Origin of the sequence: Rudaea sp. 3F27F6 (assembly GCF_005503555.1) — a bacterium.
Classification (GTDB): Bacteria; Pseudomonadota; Gammaproteobacteria; order Xanthomonadales; family Rhodanobacteraceae; genus Rudaea.
This window is the reverse complement of sequence record NZ_SCNG01000002.1, coordinates 152,872-177,836: the sequence shown is the minus strand read 5'-3', so window position 1 is coordinate 177,836 and position 24,965 is coordinate 152,872. Positions and strand designations below refer to the sequence as shown.

Here is a 24,965-nt window from a genome sequence, read left to right as displayed (position 1 = left end):
CGAGGTTGAGTTACGGAAATCCGCTGCATATCGTTGAGTCTCGCTCTCGTTGTCATTTTTTCAGCACCAGCACGGCGCCCTCCATCGCGTAAGCGGCGCTTGCCACTTCTGCATCGAAACGCTTGACGCGCAGGGTGCCCTGCAGTTCGTAGGCGTCGGCGATTTCCGGTGCCGGCATCGGCTTGGCGAGACGCGCGTAAACCATCTGATTCGGCGGCGGCGGTGGCACATGGATGCAGGCGCCGAAGAACGGCACGAAAAGAAATTCCGTCATCCTGCCCTGGTCGTCGGTTTCGACCGGCACGACGAAACCGGACAGCGTGGCGCGGCGGCCGTCGAGCGTCTTGACCGTCTTGAACGAACCGAACTGCAGTGCGGGCGTGGAGCCGGAATGATTGATCGAGGCGGCGCTCTGCTCGGCGCCGATGCCGTAGCCGGCGCTGCTGCTGTCAATTTCCTCGAAGCCTCTCTTGCGCGCGAAGTTGGCCGCGAGGCCGGCACGGGAAAGATGCACATCGTCGGCCGGCAGCATTTCGCTCCAGTCTATCGCCGGAAATGCCTTGTCGGCGGCTGCGGCGGGCGCGTTCGCGCCGACGCACCAGGCGAGCACGATCAGGCCCAGTCCTGCCTTGGCGGCGTACGGCCGCTCAACCTTTGTACGGTTCGAGTGTCGCATCGTTCATCGAGTAGGCGGAACTCGCCGTGAGATTGAGGATTTTTTCTTCGCGCAGTTCGCCCTTGAGCATGTAGGCCTCCCAAATTTCGGGCGCCTTGATCGGCTTGGACAGGCGCGCGTAGACGATCTGGTTCGGCGGCGGCGGCGGAACGTGGATGCAGGCGCCGAAGAACGGCACGAAGAAGAATTCCGTCATTCTGCCTTTGTCGTCGCTCTCGATCGGCACGACGTAGCCGGGCAGCTTGATTCTGTGGCTGAGCACGTCGGGCACGATGCGATAGCTGCCGAACTGCTTCATGCGCTTCTTGCCGGTGTGCACGATCGTGCCGGCAGCTTCCTTGAGCGATTCGAGTTCGTCGCGCGGCATCATCGCGAGCCAGTCGAGTTCGGTGTAACCCTGCGCATCGGGTTTGTGCTTTTGAATCTTGTAGTCGCTGCCTTCGTCCGTGGCGGACGTGTCGGCGGAGGCGCTGTTGCTCGCGGTCGCCGGCGTGCTGCTCGGCGCAGGCGGCGGCGCTGCGGTGATGGCTGCTGGTGCCGGTGCCAGAGTTGGCGCGGGAGGGGCGGCGACAGGCGGCGGCGCTTTCACGCACGCTACAAACAATCCGGTGACAAAACAGAGAATCAACGAACGGCACGCATGCATGGTTTCAAGTCCTGATCGTGAGGCCGTCGGCGAGCGCGTTGCGATAAGCGAGCGCGGCCGGCACGAGGCCCGCGACGAGGCCGGCGAGCAACACGCCGCCGATGAGGATCAGTTCCGTCGCCGTAGGCGGCGTCAGTGCGATGGCGATGCCGTAACCGTCGAGCAACGCGCGCTGCGTGAACGCCAGCGCGAGGTAGAGCAGGGCGATGCCGGCCAGCGCGCCGCAGGCCGCAAGCAGCAGCGCTTCGAGCAGGAGCAGGCCGAAGATCGTCAGCGGCGTGGCACCGAGTGCGCGCAGGATCGCCATCTCGCGGCGGCGCTCGGTGAGCGTGGTGACGAGCGCGGTGAGCATGCCGGCGAGCACGACGAGCACGACCAGCGCACTGATCAGGCGCAGCGCGTTCTCGGCGATGCCGACGAGGCCCCACAGTTGTTGCAGAGTCACACCGGGCAGGATCGCGAGCAGCGGTTCGGCCTCGTACTCGTTGATCGCGCGCTGCACGCCGAAGGTCGCCACGCGTGACTTCAGGCCGAGCAGGAATGCGGTGATCGTCTTCGGCGTCAGGTCGAGCTTGCGCGCCGCGTCGGCGCTCACGCCGGCGCCGGGCAGGCGCGTGCCGTACTGCCAGTCAGCATGGATCGCCTCGATCGCTGCGAGACTGACGAACACGCTTGCATCGACCGGCGTGCCGGTCGCCTGCAGGATGCCGGCGACGCGGAACGGCTTGTCCTTGTGCTCGGCGATCGTCGCGCGGCCGGTGCCGTGCGCGACGACGATGCCGTCGCCGAGCCGATAGCCGAGCTTGCGTGCCGCTTCGGCGCCGAGGACCGCGTCGTACAGATCGGAGAACGCATCGCCTTGGGCGAAGCTCAAGGTGTGTTTGGCGCCGTAACGATAGTGGGTAAAGAAATCCGCACTCGTGCCAACGACGCGGTAGCCGCGATGCGAGTCGCCGAGCGAGATCGGCACGGACCAGGCGACGTCGGGCAGCGCGGCGATTTCCTTGTAGCTCTGCCAGGACACATTGTTCGTCGCATCGCCGATATGGAAGATCGCGTAGAGCAGCAGATTCACCGGACCGGAGCGCGCACCGACGATAAGATCGGTGCCGGACACGGTGCTGGCGAAGCTCTCGCGCGTTTGCGTGCGCACGCGTTCGACGCCGAGCAGCAGGCAGACGCTCAACGCGAGGGTGAACACGGTCAAGGCGACGGTGAAGCGGCGGTTGCGCAGGCTTTTGAGGGCGAGCGGCAGCAGGCGCATGGTTCAACGGCCTGCGGCGCGCGCGCTGCGCACGGGAAGCGCGGCGCGGTTGATCTCGGCCAGCGCGACGCGGCGATCGAACCGCGGCGCCAGGCTGTCGTCGTGGCTGACGAACACCAGGGTCGTGCCCGCGCGTTGGCATTCTGCGAACAGCAGGCCGAGAAAGGCCGCGCGCGCATCGGCATCGAGCGCCGAGGTGGGCTCGTCGGCGATCACAAGTTCCGGCGCGCCGATCAGCGCTCGCGCGACGGCGACGCGCTGCTGTTGGCCGATGCTCAGTTCGCCGACGGCTTTGGCGCCGATCAGCGCGGGATCGAGATCGAGCGCGGCGAGCAGGCGATCGGCTTCCGCTGCGAGCGTTCCACGCTCGGACACTTGCTGCGAGCGCAGTGCCGAGAAGCGGCAGGCAAGCAGAATGTTCTCGCGCACGGACAGAAACGGCAGCAGGTTGAACATCTGGAAGACAAAGCCGATGTGGTCGGCGCGGAAGCGGTCGCGCTGTGCGCCGCGCAAATCGTTGATGCGGTTGCCGAGCACGCGCACTGCGCCGCGCTGCGGCAGCAGCACGCCCGCGAGCAGGCCGAGCAGGGTGCTTTTGCCGCTGCCGCTTGCGCCCTGCAGGAACACGCGTTCGCCGCGGGCGATCGACAGATTTTCGATGTCGAGCAAGGGTGCGGCGCCACGCCACGCGAACTGCAGGTCGCGCAGTTCGACCGTCGTTTCGCGAAACGGCAGCACGGCCGCGAGCGAGGCATTCATGGCGACAGCGTCACGCGCGTGTCGCCGGGCACCAAGGTCACGCTGTCCTGCCGCTCGGGCAGAACCAGGTTGATGCGCAGTTTGTGCAGGCTCGGGAAGCGTTCGAACAGGCGCAGGTCGAGCGCGCGCAGCGCCGCAGGTGTGGCGCAAGTGAAGCGATAGGCGGCGTCGAAGTCGGAGTGTGCGCCGTGCGCGTCGCCACCTTGTTCCGCGGTATAGGTGCCACCGAAACCGTGCGGAGTGACTTTGGCCTCGTCGAGTTTGCAGCCGGCCGCGGGTGGCAGGACGAGCCAGCCCGCCGGCGCCTTCAGTGCGGCGATCGTGTCGTCTAGCGTCTTGCGTTCGCCGCCGTCGCGCGGCGCATGCTCGAAGCCGGCGAAGCTCATGCCGGGCGCTTCGAGGGTCAAGGTGAGCTGGCTGGCGTCGAGGGCCAGATTGAGCGTCGCTTCACCGTGTACGTGCGCGCCGTGCTGGCGCTGAATTTGCGCGTGTACGGAATTGCTGAGCGTGGCGGCGAGTAGCAATAGCACGCAGCGCAAGCCGCAGGACAAACGGGCCGAGTCGGCGAAGGCGGAATGTTGCATGACGTGGTCGAATGTTTATCGATATTGATATGTTATAACATAACGTTTTCGTATCGAGCCCGTCAATACGGGTGCAGGCCAGCAAATGAGTTTCACAGTGAGCGCAGCGCGAACCAGGGTGGATCGCGTCGGCGTTATCGTTTCCGTGTCGTGTGCGCTGCACTGTCTGGCCATACCGATCGCCTTTGCAACGATTCCATCGTTGACGCTGGCGCTGTACGCCTGGGGTCATCCGGCGCATCGTTTCGCCACCGCGCTGTTGTTCGCGATGCGCTATGAGTGGCTGCTCGCACTGGCCGCATCGAGCGTCGCCCTGCTGAGCACCGCATTGGGCTGGGGGCGCCACCGGCGCACGCTGCCCGCGGCCTGTGCGGTCGCGGGCAGCGCGCTGCTGCTCTGCGCCGCGTTGTCGCCGCTACAGAGCGACGTGTTGTGGCATACCTTGCTCGCAACCGTCGGCGGCGGCAGCCTCGCCGCGGCGCATCTGTTCAATTTGCGCGCGGCGCGTGGACAGCGAAGCCCTAGTTGAGCGGAGATCGATCAGACTCGTGCAGCCCAGCTAGACGGTTCGAGCGGAAGAGGACGAGGCTTGCGGACGCTCGATCACTCCTATCCAAGTAGCACGGCTGTGCTTCGTAAGGCCAGCGAATACGACAGTGCCAATCGATCCGGCAAACAAGTAGCATCGATCGACGGTCGAGCATCGGCGCCGGCGCAGCAAGTTCGCCGATGCGTCCCATACCGACGGAATGCCGGAAGACCGACTCGCCATACCGGAGATCGATGATGCCGATTGCACTGAAGACATTCGCTGCCGCCGCGCTTGCCACACTCGCCGCCGCATTGCCGGCGGCGCCCGCGAATGCGCCGCAAATTCTGACCGACGACGTCGCGCTCTTCTACAAAGTCTACGAAGCGGCGGCAGGCCATCCGACTGCCGAGCAGCTCGATCGCGATTATCTCGCCGCGGGTTCGGAAGGGCTGCACCGCTTCGCGAAGCTGAGGAACCTCACCGGCGCGCGCATCGTCGAAACGATCGACAAGCATCCGCAGACCTACGAGGACGCACGGCGTTGCATGGCGGTTCTGCCGAGGGTGAAGCAGCGTTTGAGCGGCGCCTTCGCCGAACTGGCGCGGCGGTATCCCGAGGCGAAATTCGCGCCGGTGACCTTGCTCGTCGGCCGCGGCCGGCCCGTGGGCATTACCGATGCGACGGGCATTTCGATCGGGCTCGAAGCGATGTGCGCGGCCAACTTCATGAACCCGAATCTCGAGAACCGCTTCGTCTACAACATCGCGCACGAGTTGGGCCATATCCAGCAGCCCGCCGAGCTGCAACTGCTCAATCCCGGCGACCCGGGCGCCACGGTGCTGATGCTCTCGCTTATCGAAGGTGCCGCGGAGTTCAACGCCGAGCTGATCGCCGGCGAGATCGGTCAGAGTCAGCTCAAAGCCTGGACCAAGGGCCGCGAGGCCGAGATCGAAGCAGCCTTTCTTGGCGACAAGGACAAAACCGATCTGTCACATTGGCTCTATAACGGCCCCGGCGACGCCGAGCATCCGGGCGACTTGGGCTATTGGGTCGGCTATCGCATCGTCAAAGCCTATTACCTGCACGCGAAGGACAAGCATCAGGCGTTGCGCGACATCTTTACGATGCGCGACGCCGATGCCTTCCTCGCCAACAGCGGCTGGCATCCGGCGGCGGCTCGATGATGCCGATCCCGGCTCGATTTTCGCTGCGAATCCGTTAAATCACGGAGCGACGAACGAGCGCGGAAAATCCCCCATGCCGGACCGGCGCCGGAAAAAATATAGTCGGCGACGCGGCGCAGGCTTTGGCATTTACAGTAAGGTTCGGCGATGGATGAAACGCTGGACATCTGGTTCGCCGAGGAAATTCTCGTGCACGAGGCGGCGCTCGTGCGCTATCTCGGACGCGTGTGGCCGCGCAGCGACGAGATTGCCGATCTGCGCCAGGAGATCTACGTCAAAGTCTACGAGGCTGCGGCGAAGTCGCGGCCGCAGTCGCCGAAATCGTTCCTGTTCACCACCGCGCGCCATCTGCTGACCGACCGCCAGCGCCGCGCGCGCATCGTGTCGATCGAAGCGGTGGGGGATCCGGATGCGTTCAACGTCTTGATAGACGAGATCTCGCCCGAGCAGCAGATGAGTGCGCGGCAGGAACTCAAGCGCCTCGCCGAGGCGTTCGATCGTCTGCCCGAACGCTGCCGCGAAGTCGTCTGGCTGCGCCGCGTGCAGGAAATGTCGCAGAAAGAGGTCGCGGCGCAACTCGGCATCACCGAGAAGACGGTGGAGAAACAGATCGCCAAGGGTGCGCGCGTGATCGCCGACTATGTCTACGGCGCTGCGGCGGCGCAATCGGCCGGGTCCGTCGGCGCGAAGAGTTTGCATGCAGGGAGCGGAGATGAGCGATAGCACGAGGATCGAACGCGACGCTGCCGCGTGGCTGGCCCGGCGCGATGCCGATGGCTGGTCGCAGACCGAGCAGGCGCAACTCGATGCGTGGCTGCAGGCCGACACCGCGCATCGCGTCGCCTATATCCGCTTGCGTCACGCGTGGCAGCAGGCGGATCGACTCAAGGCGCTCGGCGCGGGCGTGCCGGCTGGGCAAATTCCGGCGAAGGGCGAATGGACCTTGTCGCCTTTCGTCAATCGCGGCGCGTCGAACGAAGAGACGGCCGCATCGAATGCGGCGCCGCCTTCGCGCGTTGCGGGCGCAGCGCGTAGACGTGAGCGCGAACGGCATGCGTCGCGCCGTCGTTCGCTGCGTGCGAAATTTGCCGCGGTCGCGGCGTGCTTTGCTTTGATCGTTGCGCTCGGCTTCGGCTGGTTTCGCTACTCCGCAGTGCAAAGCGCGATTTACTCGACGCCGCTCAGTGCGACCGAATCGGTTGCCTTGAGCGACGGCTCGCAGGCCACGCTGAGCAGCGACAGCCGCGTCACAACGACGATGTCGCGGCACGAGCGTCACATCGAACTGCAGCAGGGCGAAGCCTATTTCGAAGTCGCCAAGGATGCGGCGCGCCCCTTCGTGGTTGCGGCCGGCGAGCGCCGCGTGGTCGCGGTCGGCACGCGCTTTTCGGTGCGCCGCGAAAGCGACGGCATTCGCGTCGTCGTCACCGAGGGCGTGGTGCGCCTCGTGTCGAGCGCGGGCGCGCCGGCACAGTCCGATCTACGTCTGCCGGCCGGCAGCGTCGCCTTCTCCGGCAAGGACGGCGTGAGCGTGCAGTCGCTTGCCGTCGACAAGGCCGAGGAATATCTGAGCTGGCGCGGCGGCTTTATCCAGTTCCGCGACACGCCGTTGAGCGAAGCAGCCGCGGAGTTCAATCGCTACAACGCGCGCAAGATCGTGGTCGCCGATGCGCGCGCGGGCGCGGTGCGCGTCGGCGGACATTTCCGCTGGTCGAACACCGACGCGTTCGTGAGATTGCTCAAGGAAGGGTTTTCGATTCGCGCGGAGCAAGAGGGCGACAGAATCGTGCTTCACAGCGAGTGAAGCGCGTTGCGACCGACGCGTCGCCGCGGGCGCTGTTGCGCATGCGTGCGCACGGTGAAGAGTCCGCTCCGGCTAAAATGATCGCGATCGACTGGGGGATTTGGCGCACACGTTCGTCTCGATATCCCACGTAGCCGCAATCTCGCGGCAAGGGGAGGGATATCGATAATGCAAAAAAATCGAACGTTGCGTACCACTCTGCTGGCGATGGCCTGTTCCGTCTCGCTCGCGATCGCCGCGCAGGCCGGCGAAGTCAAACCGATCAATATTCCGGCCGGTGAACTGGTCGGCGCGCTCGATGCGCTGGCAAAACAATCGGGCGCGGAATTCATCTATCGCGCCGACCAGCTCAAAGGCGCGCATACCGACGGCGTGAGCGGCAATCTCTCGGCCGACGAAGCGCTTACGCGCCTGCTGCGCGGCAGCGGCTTCAGCGTGCGACGCGACGTGTCCGGCGCGATCCTGATCGTCAAGGACGGTGCCCCGGCGCCGAAGCCGCCGAGCGCCGCGAAACAGGCGGACGCCGCATCGCCGCCCGCGAGCGAAACGCCGACCGAGTTCGAAAAAATCTCGGTGACCGGCTCGCGTCTTCTGCAGACGACGATCGAAGGGCCGCAGGAGATGAAGGTCTACACCTCGCGCGACATCGCGCAGAGCGGGCGCAAAACGGTCAGCGACTTTCTCAATACCTTGTCGACGGTTTCGACCGTGGTGACCGAGGCGCGCGCCGACATCATCGGCGGCGCGAGCACGGTGCGCCTGCGCGGCCTGCCGGTCGGCTCGACCCTGGTCCTGCTCGACGGTCGCTCGGTCGAAGGTTCGGGAGTCAATCAGTCGTTCGGCAGTCCGTTCGATATCAACAATATTCCGATTGCACTCGTCGAGCGCATCGAGATCGTGCCCGAAGCCGCGTCGGCGGTGTACGGCAGCGATGCGATCGGCGGCGTCGTCAACATCATCCTGCGCAAGGATCTCGACGGCGGCGAAGTCAGCCTCACCACGGGCGGCCCGACCGAAGGCGGCTACCGCGATTCGACCGTCAGCGCGGCCTGGGGCAAAAAATTCGAGCGCGGCAATCTCGCCCTGGTCGGCAGCTATCAAGTGCGCGGTGCGCTGCTGAGCACGGACCGCGACCTGACCGCAGACAAGGATTATCGCCGCTACGGCGGCCGTGACCGCCGTTCGACTGCGTGCCTGCCGGGCAACGTCTATTCGGTCGACGGCAAGCCGCTGCCGGGACTGCCGTCGTCGTCCGCCGGGATTCCCTACGGCGGCGCGTCGACGCCCGCGGATTTTCTCGCCACGAGCGGCATCTTGAACAAATGCAGCTCCGGCCAGTACGGCGAAACGATCCTGCCGTCGACGCGGCGCATCAGCCTGATGGCAAGCGGCCACTACGAGATCAGCAATACGGTGCAGGCGTTTTTCCAGGCAATGTATTCGCAGGTGCGCCAGGGCCTCTATCTCTCTCCGGAGGGTCTGTCGCGGCAGCTCGTTCCGGCTGACAATCCGTTCAATCCGTTTCATGTGCCCGTGCTCGTCGACTATCGCTTTGCGAGCGTCGGCCGTCCCGGATCGATGATCGGTCCGGAACAGTTTTCGCGCGTGCTCGGCGGCTTGAAGGGCGCCTGGGGCGACCGTTGGGATTGGGAAGTCGCGGCGTGGCAATCGAGCGACCGCCTCAACGGCAAGGATCTCAACACGCTCGACTACGACGCCCTCGACGAGGCCTTGTCGAGCACCGATCCGGCGAAGTCGATCAATCTGTTCTCGCCCGGCAGCCCGGCCTCGCGCGCGGTGCTCGACAAGCTGTTCTCCGATCAGCCGGTGTACTCGTCGAGCAAACTGCAGGCGGTCAACGGCTTCGTGCGCGGCAGCCTGTTCGATCTGCCGGCCGGTGCCGTCAACGTCGTGCTCGGCGGCGAATACAACCATGTTGAGCAGACGTTGTGGGCGCCCGGTCAGGGCCTTGCCAATCGCGAAACCTATTCGCGCAATGTGCATTCGTTGTTCACTGAAGCGCACGTGCCATTGCTTGCCGCCGACAGCGAATCGGCCGGCGACAAGCTCGCGCTGACGCTCGCGGGCCGCTACGACCGCTACAGCGATTTCGGCAGCCGCTTCACTCCGCAGGGCGGCCTGGAGTTTCGTCCGACCGAAACCCTGCTGCTGCGCGCGAGCTATGCCGAAGCCTACAAGGCGCCGGATCTGCGCTCGGTTTACGGCGCGGCGATCGTGTATCCCGGACAGGCCTACGTGCCCGATCCGCTGCGCGGCGGCGAAGTCTATCCGCTGGCGATCCAGTACGGCGGCAATCTGCAGCTCAAGCCGCAGACCGGAAATTCGCGCTCGTTCGGTTTCGTCTGGTCGAGCCGCGCGATCGAGAATCTGCAGCTCGGCTTGACTCATTTTCGTGTGACGCAGAGTGATCGCATCATTGCGCCGAATCCGCTGACCGTCATCGGCAGCCCCGATGTGTTCGCCGGCAGGGTCGTGCGCGCGGCGCCGACCGCGGACGATATCGCCAAAGGCTATCCGGGCCGCGTCGTGCGCATCGACGCGCGCTACACGAACTACGGCGAGCTGATCGCCGAAGGTTTCGATTTCGATCTGAGCTACAAGGTCGACACGGATTACGGCACGTTCCGTCCGGCGCTCAGCGTCACCGAGATCTACAAATATTCCGCCGCGGTCTCACCCGGCGTGCCGCTCGAAGACCGCCTCAACCGCGCCAACACCGACGCGTACGCCACGCGCTGGAAAGGCACCACGTCGCTCGGCTACAGCTACGGCGCGTGGAGCGTGCAGGCGGCGGGGCACTACATCAGCTCGTATCTCGACTACGACGGCGCGCGCGAACTCGGCGGCTACTGGACGTTCGACGCGTCGCTGCACTACGACTTCGGCAAGGACTTCGCCGGCGACGACTCGTTTCTGCGCAAGGCCTACGCCGACATCGCCGTGGTCAATGCGTTCAATCGTATGCCGCAGTACAGCAGCTATACCTCCGGCTACGACCCGCGCATGGCCGACATCCGCGGCCGCCTGATCTCGCTCACCCTCGGTACGCGCTGGTAAGCATCCGCGCACGACCGCCGCCATCCCTCCTGTTCGGAGAAACCGATGCGTTGCCTTTCCCTACCCATGCTGGTCGGATTCGCGCTGAGCGCGATCCTGCCGGCCGCCCATGCCGCGCCCGAGCGGCGTTTCACCGTCGCCGACTCGATCGGTCTGTCGACGTTTCTTTATCCGAGTTCGAACGAAGCGCTGGTCTCGCCGCGTGCAATGGCCTCGCCCGACGGCACGCGCTTCGTCGTCGTCACGGTCCGCGGCGATCTCGCGAGCGGCAAACGCGAGTCGACGCTATGGCTGTTCGAGCGGGATGCCGTGCAGAAATTTCTCGCCGGCTCCGCGAACGCCAACTTCGGCGGCGCCAAGCCGCTGCTGCGCTTCGCCAGTGCGACGAATCACGGCAGCCTCAACGATCTCGGCCCGGTGAGCGATTGGCGTTGGGGCGAGGATGCGAAAAGCATCCTGTTCCTCGGTGCCGACGACGATGGCGCGAGACGCCTCTACCGCATCGGCATCGACGGCGGAGAACCGGTGGCACTGAGCCGCGCCGACCAGGACGTGAATCAATATGACGAGCGCAACGGTGCCGTCGTCTATCTCGCGCATGCGCCGGTGCGCGCCAACGACATGTACCAGGCCGGCGGCCCTTCGTTGCCCGACATGGAAATCGCAACGGGCAAGAACGTCGTTCCGTTGATCTTCCCGAATTGGGCCGATGCCTATTTCAAGACGAGCGAAGACGAGCTCTGGAAGATCGAGAAGGGCGAACCCGTCGCGGTGCACGGCAAGGACGGCAAGCCGATGCGGCTCAAGGGAGCCAACCTCGCCCTCGCGCCCGACGGACGGCAACTCGTGGTGACCCGGCACGTCAGGCATATTCCGAAATCCTGGGAGAGATATCGCGCCTCGCGCGGCAACTATCCGGGCTGGAATATCGTCGCCGATACGCCCGAGACCGAAGGCTCGACCGATTATTTCCGGCCGAAGCAGTACGTCTTGGTCGATATCGTTTCGGGAGAGTCTTCACTGCTCGTCGATGCGCCGATCGAGCGCGACGGACTCTGGCTCAATCGCGTCTTCGCACGCTGGACCGCGGACAGCAAACAGATCGCGCTGGTCGCCGCGTATCCCGCGATCGATCCGCAATCGACCGCGACCGAGCCGGTGCTGCCGTGCGCGCTCGGCACGGTGGACGTGAGCAGCAAGACGTTCCACTGTCTGCAGGCCGCCGATGCGACGAAGCGGCCGTTCCGCGACCGCCGGCAGATGACCGATCTGCAGTGGCGCAGCGGCGACCGCGAACTGGTCGCCGAGTACATGACGCCGAATGCGCCGAACGAGAAGATCGTCGTCGCATTCGAGCGCGGCGACGAACAATGGGTGCGTCGCGAACTGCCGGCGCCGGCAGAGCCGGTGCGTTTCGAAGTGCGCGAAGCGCTCGATGAGCCGCCCGTGCTGACCGGCCGCCTGCGAGGTGCGGCGCAGAAAACGCTGCTCGATCCGAACCCGCAGTTGAAACAGATCGCGATCGGCATAGCGGCGCTGTACGAATGGAAGGACGCCGAAGGTCGGCGCCTGACTGGCGTTCTCGTCACGCCGCCGGGCTTTTCGAAAAAACGCCGCTACCCGCTGGTGATCCAGACGCACGGTTTCGAGAAGAAACAGTTTTTCGTCGACGGGCCTTCGGCGACCGGCTTCGCCGCGCGCGCGTTCGCGGCGCGCGACATCGTCGTGCTGCAGGTGCAGGAGTCCGACGCGAACAGCGACACGCCGAAGGAAGCGTCGACCGGCGCGGCCGGCTATCGCGCGGCGATCAAGCAGCTCGTCGGCGAAGGCGTCGTCGATCCGGGCAAGGTCGGCATCATTCCGTGGAGCCATTATGGCCCGCATGCGATGCAGGCGCTGATCGAAGAGCCGAATGCCTACGCCGCAGCGACCTGGGCCGAAGCGGCGTTCAACACCTACGGCGAGTACCTGATGAACATCGACTACATGGGCAAGGGCCGCGAGGAGATGTATCGCGCGCAGTTCGGCGCCAAGCCGTTCGGTGAAGGTCTGAAGCTCGCGCTGGCAAACTCGCCGGGTTTTCATACCGAGCACGTGTGCACGCCGATCCTGTTCCAGGTCAACGATCCGGCGTCGCTGATCTATGTCTGGGATGCCTACGCCACTCTGCGCGCGCAGAACAAGCCGATCGAACTGTTCTATATCCGCAACGGCGACCACGAACTCGTCAAACCGAAACAGCGCCTGGCCGAGCAGGGCATGAACGTCGACTGGTACGACTATTGGCTCAACGGACGCAAAGATCCCGATCCGGCCAAGGCAGATCAGTACCGCCGCTGGGACGCGCTCAAGGCGATGCCGCGCTGCGGAGACGCCGAAGTCAAAGACAAACCCGAAGCGTCACCGAAGGGCTAGCTCGGGAAATCAAAAATCGCTGGCGCCGATCGCGCTCAGTGGCTGCATGCGGCCACTGAGCACGGAAGTCTTGCATCACGACGAAGCAAGCGAAATCGGCGCACATCGCATACGACTCGGCCGCTTATCGGCAAAGACAGCGGGCCGGCGTCACGCAAACGGCGCTTCCGTCGGTCTGCTGTTGCGCCACACCCTCGACGCATTGCGTCTGCTTGCCGGCCGGGCAGGAAACGGAACATCCGGCGCAGGCCGAGTTGCTCTGCACGCTGCAAGCCGTCGGCGCTTCCTGCGGCAGCGCCGCCACGGGAACGGGAGGATTCGCGGCGCAGCCGCAGACGGCGCGGTGGTCGTCTCCGGTGCGGCGCCAGGTTCCGGCCCAGCCGCGACTGCCGCAGACCGAAGGACATAGCGAGCGCGCTTCATCGTCGCTGCGCACAGACCCGGCCTCGACCTCGACGACATTGCGCGCGCCGCCGGCATAGCGTTCGTGGTGATCCACCGGAGCACAGGCGGCCAAAACGACAGTCACCGTCAAGAGGATGAAGCTTTTCATGGTTCTTCTCCTTCGCGTTGATCGGATACGAGATGGAACGCAGCGTTTCGATTCAATCTTCTTCAACGTCGCACTCGCGACGGGCCGGCGGTCTATGAATCACCGCCGCCTGCAATGGGGAAGAGCAGGAGTCGTGCCACGCGACGAACGGTGGCCTAGGCAAGCCGCGAGTGCCGATCGCGCACGCACAGATAGCTTTTTGCTTTGCCGCCGCGGGGACTGCGCTATGCAATTTGCACAGATTGCGCCGCTTGCGCATGCAATTTGCAAAGGCTGCCTCCGCACCTTGCGCTTCGGGCCGTGCATGCAATGAACGCCGTGGCGGTCGACGTCGAACGTCGATACGGCGTGTCGCGTCGGGACATCGCCTCGGCTGAAACGCGAGGCCGGCGAAAACGGAAGAATTTTTCGCCGCGGATGATAGTTCGACGTTTCGTTGTGCGCTTGTATCAATCGAGGACAGGTGCACTCTGAGAATCTCGGGGCTTTCGTGCGCCATGTCGCAAACGACGAGCCGTCTCTGCCGAATCGTCACGTGAGTTCCGAAGGCACTTGAGGGAATGGCGATGAAATTTCTGACTGGCGGTATCCGTGTCCGTGTTCAGCGCGGCATCGATCTCAATGCCGCGCGGGCCGTGGCCGGTCGGGTTCATCGCAAATGCCGCGTCATCGGCGCTCAGTTCCTCGGCCTTTCGGGTGACGAAAGCAAGTCGCGAAAGGCGCCATGCCGCTTGACGATCGGCCGCTTCATCGTGCTGCGCTGCGCGGCATTGGTGGCGCTTCTCATATTTGGCACAGCACCGGCATTCGCGGCGACGCTCACCGTAAGCAATTTAAACGACAGCGGCACGGGTTCTCTGCGCGCGCAGATCGCGGCGGCCGCGGGCGGCGACACGATCGTGTTCCAGAACGGCCTCAGCGGCACGATCACGCTGGCGAGTACGTTGTCCATCGGGCGCAGCTTGACGATCGCCGGGCCGGGAGCGGCGAATTTGACCGTTTCCGGCAACAGTGCCGTCCGCGTTTTCTATGTCGCATCGAACGTCTTGGTTACGTTCTCGGGGTTGACCGTTGCCAACGGCGTAGACGATAGCTCCCAGGGCGCCGGTTTACTGAACAACGGCACGGTGAATCTCGTCGACTGCGTTTTTTCCGGAAACAAAGGCAGCACCAATGGCCGCGGCGGCGGCGTCACCAGTTTTGGTCCGCTTTCGGTGAATCGCTGCCGTTTTACCAACAATTCCGCAAAAATCGCCGGAGGGGCGATCGAGCTGGATAGCGACAGCGGCATCATCCTGGACAGCCTGTTCGATTCCAATTCGGCTGACCAGTATGGCGGCGGCGCGATCATAACTTTTATCCCCACCACGATTCGCAATACGACCTTCAGCGCCAACTACACGAACGGGAATTCCGGCGGAGGTGCGATCAATGTCCAAGGCAGCGCGGCCGTGGTCACCGAGAACAGTACGTTCGCCGGCAACTCGGCCCCGGCTCCGGGTGGCGCCATCTGGCTCGGCAAAGGAACGTTGAAGGTTACCGCCACGGCATTTTCGAACAATACCTCGACGGGCGGCGGCGGTATCTACGTATTGCAAGGTCAGGGAGCAAGCTTCGATACGGCCAACAGCAAGTACAACTTGTTCTACGCCAACAAGAGCAACGGCGCCGAAGACGACAACACGGGCTACGGCACGAGCAATTACTTCTACACGACCACCGCGCCGTTCGCTGCGTTGGCCGGCAACGGCGGTCCGACGCCGACCCTGATGCCGGTAGTCGGCGGCGCGGCGATCGACGCCGTACCGTCGGCTTCGTGCACGGCCAACGATCAGCGCGGCGTGGTGCGCCCGCAGACCGTCGCAGGTTATACCGGCAGTACGCCCTGCGATATCGGTGCCGTGGAAGTGCGCCGCGTCGCCTATACGCTCGGCGTATCGGTCGTCGGCGCCGGCAGCGTTAGCGGCACGCCGACGCCGAGCGGGGCAGGCAGCGGCGGAAATATTTCCGCGTGCACGTCTGCGAGCGGCGCGGCGTGCAGCGCCATTTACTTCGGCGAAAACAATATCTCCAGCGTGACCCTGACTGCGGCGGCTCCGGCCAACGGTTACGCCTTGGTGTGGAGCGGTACGGGTTGCACGCGCACACCGGCCAGCCCGCTCGTCGCGACCGTGACGATGGATCAGAATCGCGCCTGCACCGCGACCTACTACACGCTCGCGCTGGCCACGGCGAATTTGCCGAACGGCACCTACGGCAGCGCGTATTCGGCCTCGATTCCGGCTGCAACGGGCGGCTTCAATCCGTACACCTATACGATCGGCAGCGGCGCGCTGCCGCCGGGACTGAGCTTGAACGGCAGCACAGGCGCGGTCACCGGCATGCCCGGTGCGGCGAGCGCGACTCCCTACGCATTTACCGTCACGGCGGTCGACACGAACAACGCCAGTACGAGCCAGAGTTATTCGATCACGATCGCCAAGGCTGTGCTGAGCGTGAAGGCCATCGACACCAGCCGCACGTTCGGCGCGCCCGATCCCACATTCAGCGCGAGCTATACGGGCTTTATGCCAGGCGACACAGCGGCGAACAGCCTGACCGTGATGCCGACGTTCACAACGAACGCCACGTCTGCATCGCCACCCGGCACGGGCTATACCATCACGGCCGCCGGCGCGGCGAGCGCGAAGTACGCGCCCGCTTATCAGAACGGCAGTCTGACGATTACCTCGGCATCGAGCGCAACCGCGCTGATGCAATCGCTGCCGGCGGGCAGCGTCTACGGCCAATCGGTCGTCTTCACCGCCACGGCGACGAATACTTCCGCTGGAAGCACCGCGGTACCCAACGGCACGGTGAGCTTCGGTGAAGGCGGTATCGCTTTGTCCGGCTGCAGCGCGGTGCCGCTCGACGGCACCGGCAAAGCGCAGTGCCAGACGGCGAGCCTCGCGGTCGGCAGTCATTCGGTCACGGCGAGCTATGCGCCCGCGAACACGAATTTCACCGGCTCGGCGAGCGGCGCGGTGACCCAGTCCGTCGCCAAGGCCGCGACCACGACCGCAGTGACATCGCCCGGTGCGATCACTCTCGGCAGTCCGGTCACGGTCAATGCCCAGGTTACCGTGACCTCGCCCGGCAGCGGCACGCCGACCGGCACGATCACGATCGGCGATGGCGGTGCGCAGGCCGGCGACAATTGCACGATCAGCTTGCCGGCGACGAGCTGTGTGCTGACGCCGTCGACGGCGGGCACGAAGACGTTGACTGCGCAGTACAACGGCGACGGCAGCTTTGGCGCGAGCACGGCGCCGAGCGGCAGTCTGGTCGTGAATCCTTCGCAGCCCGGCACGGCGTTGACCAGTTCGGCCAATCCGTCCGTATTCGGCCAAAGCGCAACCCTTACCGCGACGATCACGCCGGCCGCGGGAGGGGCGATCCCGACCGGTGCGGTGACCTTCTGTGACGGCGCCACCTCGGCCACGGATGCGAACTGTGCCGGCGGCACGAAACTCTGCGCGGCGGTGAACGTCGCTGCGGGCAGCGGCAGTGCCTCGGCGGTCTGCACGGTATCGACGTTCGGCGTTGCCACGCACAGCTTAAGCGCAGTGTATGCGGGCGACGGCAACAACCAGCCTTCGAACGCGACGCTGAATCAGATCGTCAATGCGGCGGACACGACGACGACGCTCACACCGCCGAGCGCGATCAACCTCGGCGACAGCCTGACCGTGCAGGTGAGCGTGGCGGCGAAGGCGCCCGGTACGGGCACGCCGGCCGGATCGGTCACGATCCACGACGGCAGCGCGAGCTGCAGCGCGGCGTTGAGCAACGGCGCAGGCAGTTGCACGCTGACGCCGCCCGCGCCGGCCGGCACGCACAATCTCAGCGCGACCTACACCGCGACGGCCGACTTCGCGACGAGCATGGGATCGGCGATCCTTACCGTGAACGCCGCGCCGGCCGGCACGATCGTAACGAGTTCGGCCAACCCGAGCCTGTTCAGTCACAGCGTGACTTTCATGGCGACGGTGACGCCGGCCGCGGGCAATCCCACGCCGACCGGCCATGTCGACTTCAGCGACGGAGGCACGGCACTTTCGGGCTGCACGGGCTTGCCGCTCAGCGGCGGCGCGGCGACGTGTGCGGCGAGCACCTTGGCGGTCGGATCGCACACGATCCAGGCCAGCTACTCGGGCGACACGAACAATCTGCCGTCGAGCGGCACACTGACGCAGACGGTCGGCAAGGACACGACGACGCTGTCGCTCAGCGCGAACCCGAATCCAGCGGGCGCGATCCAGCCGATTACCTTGACCGCGACGGTATACGGCGATCCGCCGACGGGAACGGTGACGTTCTACGACGGCACGACGATGCTTGGCACGGCCACGCTGACGACGGTCGATGCTTTGTCGAGCAGCGCGGCGCTGACCGTCGGTCCGCTCAGTTCCGGCACGCACAGCCTTAGCGCAACGTACTCTGGCGATGGGAACAACGAAGGCAGCGCGAGCACCGTGCTCGTGGTGACGGTGTATCCGCCGGTCGTACCCGCGCCGCTGCTGTCGCCGTGGCTGCTCGCTCTGCTAGGTCTCGGCTTCGCCGGATTGAGCGCGCGTCGTCTGCGCGCATAGGCGGATATTCCGATGCGGTGTGCTCAGGCAGGCCGCATCGTTTTTTTTATCGGTATGTCATTGCGCGTCGTCGCTTTCGAGTAAGTCATTTACAAGCTGCAGATGCTCGAATGCTGAAGATATCCGCGCTGATCGGCTTGTAGTCTCGGCAGCGCCAAACTATGTGCGTTGCTCATAGGTCCGCAGCAGCGGTGTGATAGACATGCTCGACGACTTGGCTACAGTTATCTCGTACTTCTTGCGCGTCGATATCGAATTCCTTTTTTTTCACGAATGCGAACAAGCTGCGAAGTCGGTGCGGTATTTTTGCGTTGCGATTATTGATTCGTCCTAACGTAAATAGATAAGCCTGTCTGAAGTTAATGAAAATTCCGTGAAATTCGTTTCTTTGAAAATCCGCTGCGGGGTAATTTATCGAGAAGGTTCTTCGGCGTGCAATTCGTAAGGGTTTCGGAAGGTCTGCGCTTCGCAAAAAGAGCAAAAAGGCATACGCGAGAGGTCATCTTCTCGCTCGCAGGACGGGCGAACCGTCCGGCAAGCCATCGAGCAGAGGCGCATATGCAAACTTCCCATAACATTCCGATCGAATCGCCGCGGAACTCCGTATGCAAGTGCGTCGAGAGTCTATGCCGCGCTCACATGCAAGGCAAACGCTGCTGCTGGAAGAGGTGTTTCGTCGAGCCTGCGCATGGATAGGCCTTGCTTATCGCGATCCCGAGTTGGCGCCAGAAACTGTCGCACAACATCTTTGCTGCTCGCGGGCCACGTTGTACCGGGCTTTTCGGTCGCGCGCGTGGACCGTGGCGAACTACATCCAGCGTGTTCGCCTCGAACACGTGCATGCCGAGCTTGCATTCGTCTCGCCACGAATTCCGATCAACTCGATCGCGCTCGGTAGCGGATTCGAGTGTCTGCGGCATTTCCATCGGCAGTTCAAGAAGCTCTATGGACGTACGCCGGGCGCATGCCGCAGAGAGCTGTATGGAACTTCGAGGTCGTCGGCGCGGGAATCGTATGATCCGAGTTCAGGGTCGGATGCCGGCGTCTGCAACGGGGCTTCGTTCGGATCGAACGACGTGATAGTGCTGCCGGCGGCAAAAACCTTGCAGAGAGAGCCTGATTTGGCTGGGGTTTCCGTCGAGACGCGCTGTTTATAGCGAGGCGAGTCGGTTTGCCGGCGCAGATCGTATTGGGCATTGATCTGCTTGAGGTGACAAATCGAAATGTCCGTTCTGCGTGAAGGGGTCGACCGAAGATCGATCGACCCCATCGAACTCACAGTTCGCTCAGAACGAACGAGCTGATCCCGCCGGAGAGGATGAACGTCCGCGGCTTGTCGCCGTCCAGCACGACCAGGCGCCCCTGGCCGTTTACCGTCTGAACCGAATTTCCGCCGATCCACCAGTTGTTGTTGCCATTGTTGCCCTGGCCCAGATACAGCTCGGTGCTCGAGCCCCAGGCCCAATTGATTTTGATGCTGAAGTAAAAATTCAGCTCGTCGGGTTCGACGGCGCCGAGAGAGGACGGACAAAATTCGTGTGAAGCGCCGCCGCAGACGGCGTTGAATCCGTCGGCGACTTCATAGGTCTTGTGGCGGCCGGCCTTGAACGTAATGACCTGCGTCGGGTTTTGATTGTTGATCATAGGGGGCGGCTCCATCGGCTGGCCTTGGGAGACCACGGCGGTGCCGGCATAAGTGACGCTTTGGATTTTGCTGCTCTCGATGGTGACGGTATTGTCGCGAAGGGTGGCCATGATGTGCTCCTGAGTAAGTTGAATTGACGGTGGTTACTCGATTGCCATGACGTTCAATGAATATAAAAATTTTCAGATCTGAATATTTTATTGATCGGATGAATTTTTCATATTCATACATTGAATGTCCTGGCGAGCACACTTTCTTATTTTATGGATTCATGTTCGATGGTCGAATGTCTCAATTATTGACTTGGTATCTCCGGGGGCGATCTGATTAATTTTTATCAGTCGAGAAAGTTTTTTTGTTCGAGGTGGTCGCGATTGAGGGGCGTCGATGCGACGCACCACCGCCTCGTCAAGTACATGAGAGCCATGTCGTCGATGCTGGCGCGGCCCAGATGGTGAAGACAGTGGGAGTGAAGGCGCACGGCCGCATGAGAGAACGGATTTCTTCCGCATCTCGCTGCAACGGCGATTGGGAAAAGCAAGCGAGGCCAGGAAAGAGCCGCTGCCCTCGTTTAACCGACCAGCTCAAGTGGCAAGCGCGATGCTTGGCTCGCTGCGTTGTCGATGAGTTTCAGACGGTACTCGTAAGTGGGCGCCGCAGCGACCGAGGCTCTCTTCGCCTTTTCGCGTAAAGGCTGTCTAGTGTTTCCACTCCACGCGTACACCGCCGAGGATCGAGCGTCCCGGCGCGGGTTCGTAGTAGCGGCCGTTGCTTTCGTTGACGATGACCGAGCCCGCGTAATTTTTGTCGAGCAGGTTGTCGAGTCGTATAAATGTGGAAATCTTCGCGTCGCGCATTTCGAACGCGTAGCCCGCGCCGAGATTGAACGTCGCGTAGCCCGGCGCGTACTGGGTGTTGAGATCGTTGACCGGCGTCGCGCTTGCCAGGCCCGTTTCGATCGATGCGTTCCAGCCGAGCGTCTCGCCCCAGCGCAGCGCGGCGTAGAGGTCCGAGCGCGGCACGCCCGGGATGCGCGCGCCGGCCGGCACACGCGTGTTGGGCGTTGTGCAAGTCGATGCGGCGGGACAGGTCAGGAATGCAGAGCGAAACGTCGCGTCGAGATACGTATAGGCAAGCTGCGCGCGCCAGCCTGCGCCGAGCGGCAGGTCGAGGCGCAGTTCCGCGCCGCGGCGGCGCGCGCGATCGATATTCTGGTAAGTCGTGCGCCCGCCGCTCGACGTGGCGACGGCGATCTCGTTGCGCGTGTTCGCCGCAAACGCAGCGAGGTTGAGTCCGCCGCCGTCGCCGAAGCGCCATTTCGAGCCGATCTCGGCATTGCGGCTGCGCGCGGGCACGAGCTGGAAATTGATCCCGGCGCTGCCGTCGGGACGATAGCCGAGTTCGTTGAAGGTCGGCGTCTCGAAGCCTTTGCCGTAGGACGCGTAGAGATGCCACGTCTCGGTCGCGCGATACATGAGGCCGGCGACCGGCGTCGTCGCCGTGTAGTCGGCGCGGCCGCTGTCGTCGGGATTGCCGGGCACGATATAGCGATCGTCGGCGGAAAACTTCACGGAACTGTGGCGCACTCCCGCACTCGCAAGCCAGCGCTCGGCGAAGCTCCATGTGGTCTGTAGGTACTGGTCGAAATTCGAGACGAGATCCTGCTCATCGCGGCGCAGCGCGCCGGTCACACCGAGCGTCGTGTTGCCGAGAGAGTCGATGAGGTAGTTGTTGTAGCCGCGACGATGCTGGTTCTGCCGGTCGTAGCTGAGGCCGGCACTCAAATCGAACGGCCCGCCGGCGACGATGTCGTGCCAGTTCCAGCGCGCGTCGGCGCCGCCGTAGTCGCCGGCGAGATCGATCACGCCGCCCGGGCTCGCCGGCGATTTCTGCGTCGCGACCGGGATGGATTGAAACTGTTCGACATCGCGATGGCCGAAGTAACCGAGCACGCGCAGGCTTTGCGTGTCGCTCAGGGTCTGTTCGTAAATCGCGCCGCCCTGTTGCTGATGCACGCTCTTGCGCGTGTCGAACTGCAGCGCGCTCGCGACCGCCTGGCGCGGATCGGTTTCGAACTGCGCGCGGGTCAAGCCGAGCGGATCGTCGGCGTTGGGCAGCGCGATCGCGTTCGCGAGCACGGTGAGCTTGCGTCCCTCGCCGAAGTCATAGGTGAACTTGGCATTCGCGTTCGTGCGCTCGGCATTGCCGTGGCCGCGGTAGCCGTCGGTGCTAAAGCGCGAGAGGTCGACGTTGTAGCCGAACGCATCGCTTTTGCCGCGCGCATTGACGCCGAGGCGCAGGTTGCCGTAGCTGCCGCCGGCTGCGTCGACTTCCACCTGCGGCGGTTCGCTGCCGTCGGCGGTGAAGATCTGAATCACGCCGCCCGAGGAATTGCCATACAGCGCGGAGAACGGCCCGCGCAACACTTCGATGCGCGACGCCGAGCCGAGCGAGAAAGCCGAAACCTGTCCCTGGCCGTCGGGCATCGTCGCCGGGATGCCGTCGGCGTAGAGGCGCACGCCGCGCACGCCGAAGGTGGAGCGTGCGCCGAAACCGCGGATGGAAATCTGTTCGTCCTGCGCGTAGTTCTGGCGATCGCGCGCGAGCAGTCCGGGAACGCTCTGCAGGTATTCGGAAGGATTGACGCCGAGTGTATTGCCGGGCTCGACCTTGACCACGTCGATCGAGCCCGGCACATCAAACGCCGAGCGCTCGCTGCGCGTGGCGGTGACGACGACGTCGGGCAGGGTGGGGCGGACGTCTGCGTCTGGCGCATCCGTGCCGGCGGCGCGCGCGTGCAGGCAGGTCAGCAGCGCGGCGCCGGCGAGCAAAGCGGCCGCCGCCGATTCGCTGCGTACGGGTCGAGGTCGTCGCTCTTCCTCAAGCACCAGGGGTTGTGGACGGGGAGCGTCGTTCGTTACGGATTGCAAGAGTGGTTCCTTCCGAGTGTCTCGCTGTCGAGCCACGAAGACGATCCGTTCTTTGCCGAGCATCGTTTTCTTTGCCGAACGGATTTCTTCGTTGCGCGAGACTCTACTTCACTTTCGGTCGAATGAGCCGACGAAAGTGCAGCGAAGGTCACGATGACGGCTTTGCCGAATCCACATGCTCGCGATTTGACGGGTTGTCGCCTCGTTTTACGTAGCTCTGCTTTAACTTAGACGATGATCGTGCAATACGTTTTGAGGCCGATATCGCGAAGCAACCTTCCTTCATTCGCGCTCATCTTGCGCAGCGCTTCCTGATGAAAGTGGCCGCACGCATCGCGGCGATCAGCAAATTCAGCGACGATCGGCTTGCGTCAGCAAAAGTGCTCGCTGCTCCATCCGCCGGCGGTAACGCCGAGTGCGGCATTTCGTACTGATCTGCGAGACGAACAAGGCCCATGCGGGCGAAACGCCGGGGACGGGGCTGCGGCGCCGGCTCAGACGTACCAACTGGTATTTGACCGCGGCGAGATGCGCCGTCGCTGCGAGCGGCTTGTTCTTCCACGCGATCGGCTTGAGCGTCGGCGCGACGGCTTGGCCGAGCCGCCACCGGCGCGGCAGGTCGGGTTCGATCGCCAGCGCGGTCGCGATGCCCGTCATCGCGATGCCACCGTCAAGCACTTGCTCAGCGATCTCGCGCTGGCGGATGCCGCCGGTGACCATCAGCGGCATGCGCGCGACCGCGGCGATATCGCGGGCGAATTCGAGAAAGTAGGCTTCGCGCGCGAGCGTGCGTCCGTCGCGCGCCGCACCGGTCATCGCCGGCGCTTCGTAGCTGCCGCCTGACAATTCGACCAGATCGACGCCGAGCGGGGCGAGCATTTCGACCACCGCGCGCGCGTCTTCCGGCGAGAAGCCGCCGCGCTGGAAGTCGGCCGAGTTGAGTTTGACCGACACCGCCATGCCCGGCGAGATGGCTGCGCGCACGCCGCGCACGATATCGAGGAGCAGACGTGCGCGATTCTCCAGGCTGCCACCCCAGCGGTCGCGGCGGTGGTTCGACAGCGGCGAGAGGAACTGGCTGACCAAATAGCCGTGCGCGGCATGGATCTGCACGCCGGTGAATCCCGCACGCTCGGCCAGCGTCGCGGTGGTCACGAAGCGGCGCTCGACGTCGGCGATGTCGGCCTCGGTCATTTCCTTCGGCAAGCGGAACTGCTTCGACAGCATGCCGAGATCGAGCGCGATCGACGACGGCGCGAGCGTTTCCTGGCCGAGTCCCGCGGGCATCTGCCGTCCCGGATGGTTGATCTGCAGCCACATCTGCGCGCCGCGCGAGCGGCCGGTTGCGGCCCAGGCCTTGAAGCGGTCGAGATGGCGCTCGTCTTCGAGCACGACGCCGCCCGGGCCGGTCATCGCGCGCGCATCGACCATCACGTTGCCGGTCAGGATCAGCCCGGCTTCGCCGTCCGCCCAGGACTGATACAGGCGCAGCAGCTCGGCCGAGGGGGCATGGTCGGCGTCGGCCATATTTTCTTCCATCGCCGCCTTGGCGATGCGGTTCGGGATGACCGTGCCACTGGCGAGGGTCAGCGGAGAGAACAGGGACATGGGTAACTCCAAAGTGGATTCTGGGCGCACTTTGACTTTAAAGTTAACTTTAATGTCAAGCTGATCGCATCCGAATCGAAGAGGGTGAAGCACATGAAGATCGGGGAACTGGCGGAGCGCACCCGTCTGGCGCCGTCGCAAATCCGTTTCTATGAGTCCATCGGTCTGTTGAAGATGGTGCGGCGGCAGCCGAACGGCTATCGGAGCTATCCGCCCGAAGCCGTGCTCGTGCTCAATCTGATTGTGACCGGGCAGAAGGCCGGCTTCAGCCTCGACGAGCTGCGCCGCCTGCTGCCGTCCGATCTCGCGCAATGGGAGCATGGCCGGCTGCTCGACGCACTTCGCGACAAGGTGCAGGACATCGCCGCATTCGAAACGCGGCTTGCGCAGAGCAAGGCGCAACTCGTCGCACTGATCGCGGAGATCGAGGCAAGGCCCGACGATATCGACTGTGCGACCAATGCGAAGCGAGTGCTCTCGCGCATGGGGCTCTGCGAGACGCAAAGCCCGACTCTCGTCGCCGGCGACATCAAAGCTCTCGGCAAGGCGAAGCGGCGCCGAGTGGCCGGGGCCGGCTGAGCGCGAATGTAGAAGACGCATGCGCCTTGCGATGTCGGTGCTCTCATTGAGAACGACGCAAGAAGAATGTCGTCCCC

17 protein-coding genes are annotated in these 24,965 nt (G+C 64.1%); 8 read left to right on the top strand and 9 right to left on the bottom strand.

All coding sequences use genetic code 11. From position 1 onward, the window contains the following. Nucleotides 1-52 precede the first annotated feature (52 nt). The 5 genes from FFS30_RS08660 to FFS30_RS08640 all read right to left on the bottom strand — a co-directional run bounded on the left by FFS30_RS08660 (nt 53) and on the right by FFS30_RS08640 (nt 3,929). Nucleotides 53-676: a DUF3299 domain-containing protein gene (locus FFS30_RS08660; RefSeq protein ID WP_137912751.1), complete on the bottom strand. Its 624-nt coding sequence runs from the start codon at nt 674-676 to the stop codon at nt 53-55. Next, nucleotides 648-1,265 (bottom strand): DUF3299 domain-containing protein, encoded by a 618-nt coding sequence (locus FFS30_RS08655; protein WP_171014524.1) that lies wholly within the window; start codon nt 1,263-1,265, stop codon nt 648-650. The genes FFS30_RS08660 and FFS30_RS08655 overlap by 29 nt, the downstream gene beginning before the upstream one ends. A gap of 61 nt (nt 1,266-1,326) precedes the next feature. Next, the gene (locus FFS30_RS08650) at nt 1,327-2,580 is read right to left on the bottom strand and encodes an ABC transporter permease (protein ID WP_212742464.1); all 1,254 of its coding nucleotides are present in this window, start codon (nt 2,578-2,580) and stop codon (nt 1,327-1,329) included. Between the two features lie 9 nt (nt 2,581-2,589). Continuing rightward, entirely contained in the window at nt 2,590-3,345 is a 756-nt protein-coding gene (locus tag FFS30_RS08645; RefSeq protein WP_137912748.1) for an ATP-binding cassette domain-containing protein, read from the bottom strand. Further along, entirely contained in the window at nt 3,342-3,929 is a 588-nt protein-coding gene (locus tag FFS30_RS08640) for a DUF2796 domain-containing protein (RefSeq protein WP_137912747.1), read from the bottom strand. The genes FFS30_RS08645 and FFS30_RS08640 overlap by 4 nt, the downstream gene beginning before the upstream one ends. A 97-nt stretch (nt 3,930-4,026) precedes the next feature. Here FFS30_RS08640 and FFS30_RS08635 point away from each other — a divergent pair, with 97 nt between their 5' ends. The 6 genes from FFS30_RS08635 (at nt 4,027) to FFS30_RS08610 (ending at nt 12,942) form a co-directional block, all read left to right on the top strand. Continuing rightward, nucleotides 4,027-4,458: a MerC domain-containing protein gene (locus tag FFS30_RS08635; RefSeq protein ID WP_171014523.1), complete on the top strand. Its 432-nt coding sequence runs from the start codon at nt 4,027-4,029 to the stop codon at nt 4,456-4,458. Between the two features lie 254 nt (nt 4,459-4,712). Further along, nucleotides 4,713-5,645, top strand: a complete 933-nt coding sequence (locus FFS30_RS08630; RefSeq protein ID WP_212742442.1) for a DUF2268 domain-containing putative Zn-dependent protease — start codon at nt 4,713-4,715, stop codon at nt 5,643-5,645. A gap of 147 nt (nt 5,646-5,792) precedes the next feature. Beyond that, nucleotides 5,793-6,368, top strand: coding sequence for a sigma-70 family RNA polymerase sigma factor (locus tag FFS30_RS08625; protein ID WP_137912744.1), 576 nt, complete (start codon nt 5,793-5,795; stop codon nt 6,366-6,368). After that, nucleotides 6,358-7,449, top strand: a complete 1,092-nt coding sequence (locus tag FFS30_RS08620) for a FecR domain-containing protein (RefSeq protein ID WP_137912743.1) — start codon at nt 6,358-6,360, stop codon at nt 7,447-7,449. Before FFS30_RS08625 ends, FFS30_RS08620 begins: the two co-directional genes overlap by 11 nt. A gap of 186 nt (nt 7,450-7,635) precedes the next feature. Next, nucleotides 7,636-10,527 carry a TonB-dependent receptor gene (locus tag FFS30_RS08615; protein WP_171014521.1) on the top strand — a complete coding sequence of 964 codons (2,892 nt, stop codon included), beginning with the start codon at nt 7,636-7,638 and terminating at the stop codon, nt 10,525-10,527. Nucleotides 10,528-10,572: 45 nt separating this feature from the next. Continuing rightward, nucleotides 10,573-12,942 (top strand): hypothetical protein, encoded by a 2,370-nt coding sequence (locus tag FFS30_RS08610; protein WP_137912741.1) that lies wholly within the window; start codon nt 10,573-10,575, stop codon nt 12,940-12,942. 124 nt (nt 12,943-13,066) lie between these two features. Here the strand turns inward: FFS30_RS08610 and FFS30_RS08605 are convergent, their stop codons facing one another. Then, on the bottom strand, nt 13,067-13,495 hold the full coding sequence (locus FFS30_RS08605; RefSeq protein WP_137912740.1) for a hypothetical protein: 429 nt from the start codon (nt 13,493-13,495) through the stop codon (nt 13,067-13,069). Between the two features lie 566 nt (nt 13,496-14,061). Between FFS30_RS08605 and FFS30_RS08600 the strand changes: the two genes are divergently transcribed. Continuing rightward, entirely contained in the window at nt 14,062-18,126 is a 4,065-nt protein-coding gene (locus FFS30_RS08600) for an Ig-like domain repeat protein (protein WP_171014520.1), read from the top strand. A gap of 1,275 nt (nt 18,127-19,401) precedes the next feature. Here FFS30_RS08600 and FFS30_RS08590 read toward each other — a convergent pair. The 3 genes from FFS30_RS08590 to FFS30_RS08580 all read right to left on the bottom strand — a co-directional run bounded on the left by FFS30_RS08590 (nt 19,402) and on the right by FFS30_RS08580 (nt 24,309). After that, the gene (locus FFS30_RS08590) at nt 19,402-19,881 is read right to left on the bottom strand and encodes a hypothetical protein (protein WP_137912737.1); all 480 of its coding nucleotides are present in this window, start codon (nt 19,879-19,881) and stop codon (nt 19,402-19,404) included. Nucleotides 19,882-20,469: 588 nt separating this feature from the next. Next, the gene (locus FFS30_RS08585; RefSeq protein ID WP_249352319.1) at nt 20,470-22,701 is read right to left on the bottom strand and encodes a TonB-dependent receptor; all 2,232 of its coding nucleotides are present in this window, start codon (nt 22,699-22,701) and stop codon (nt 20,470-20,472) included. A gap of 351 nt (nt 22,702-23,052) precedes the next feature. Then, the gene (locus FFS30_RS08580) at nt 23,053-24,309 is read right to left on the bottom strand and encodes an NADH:flavin oxidoreductase/NADH oxidase family protein (RefSeq protein WP_137912735.1); all 1,257 of its coding nucleotides are present in this window, start codon (nt 24,307-24,309) and stop codon (nt 23,053-23,055) included. Nucleotides 24,310-24,402: 93 nt separating this feature from the next. Between FFS30_RS08580 and FFS30_RS08575 the strand changes: the two genes are divergently transcribed. Then, a complete protein-coding gene (locus tag FFS30_RS08575; protein WP_137912734.1) occupies nt 24,403-24,888 on the top strand; it encodes a MerR family transcriptional regulator in 486 nt (161 codons plus the stop codon). Nucleotides 24,889-24,965 lie beyond the last annotated feature (77 nt).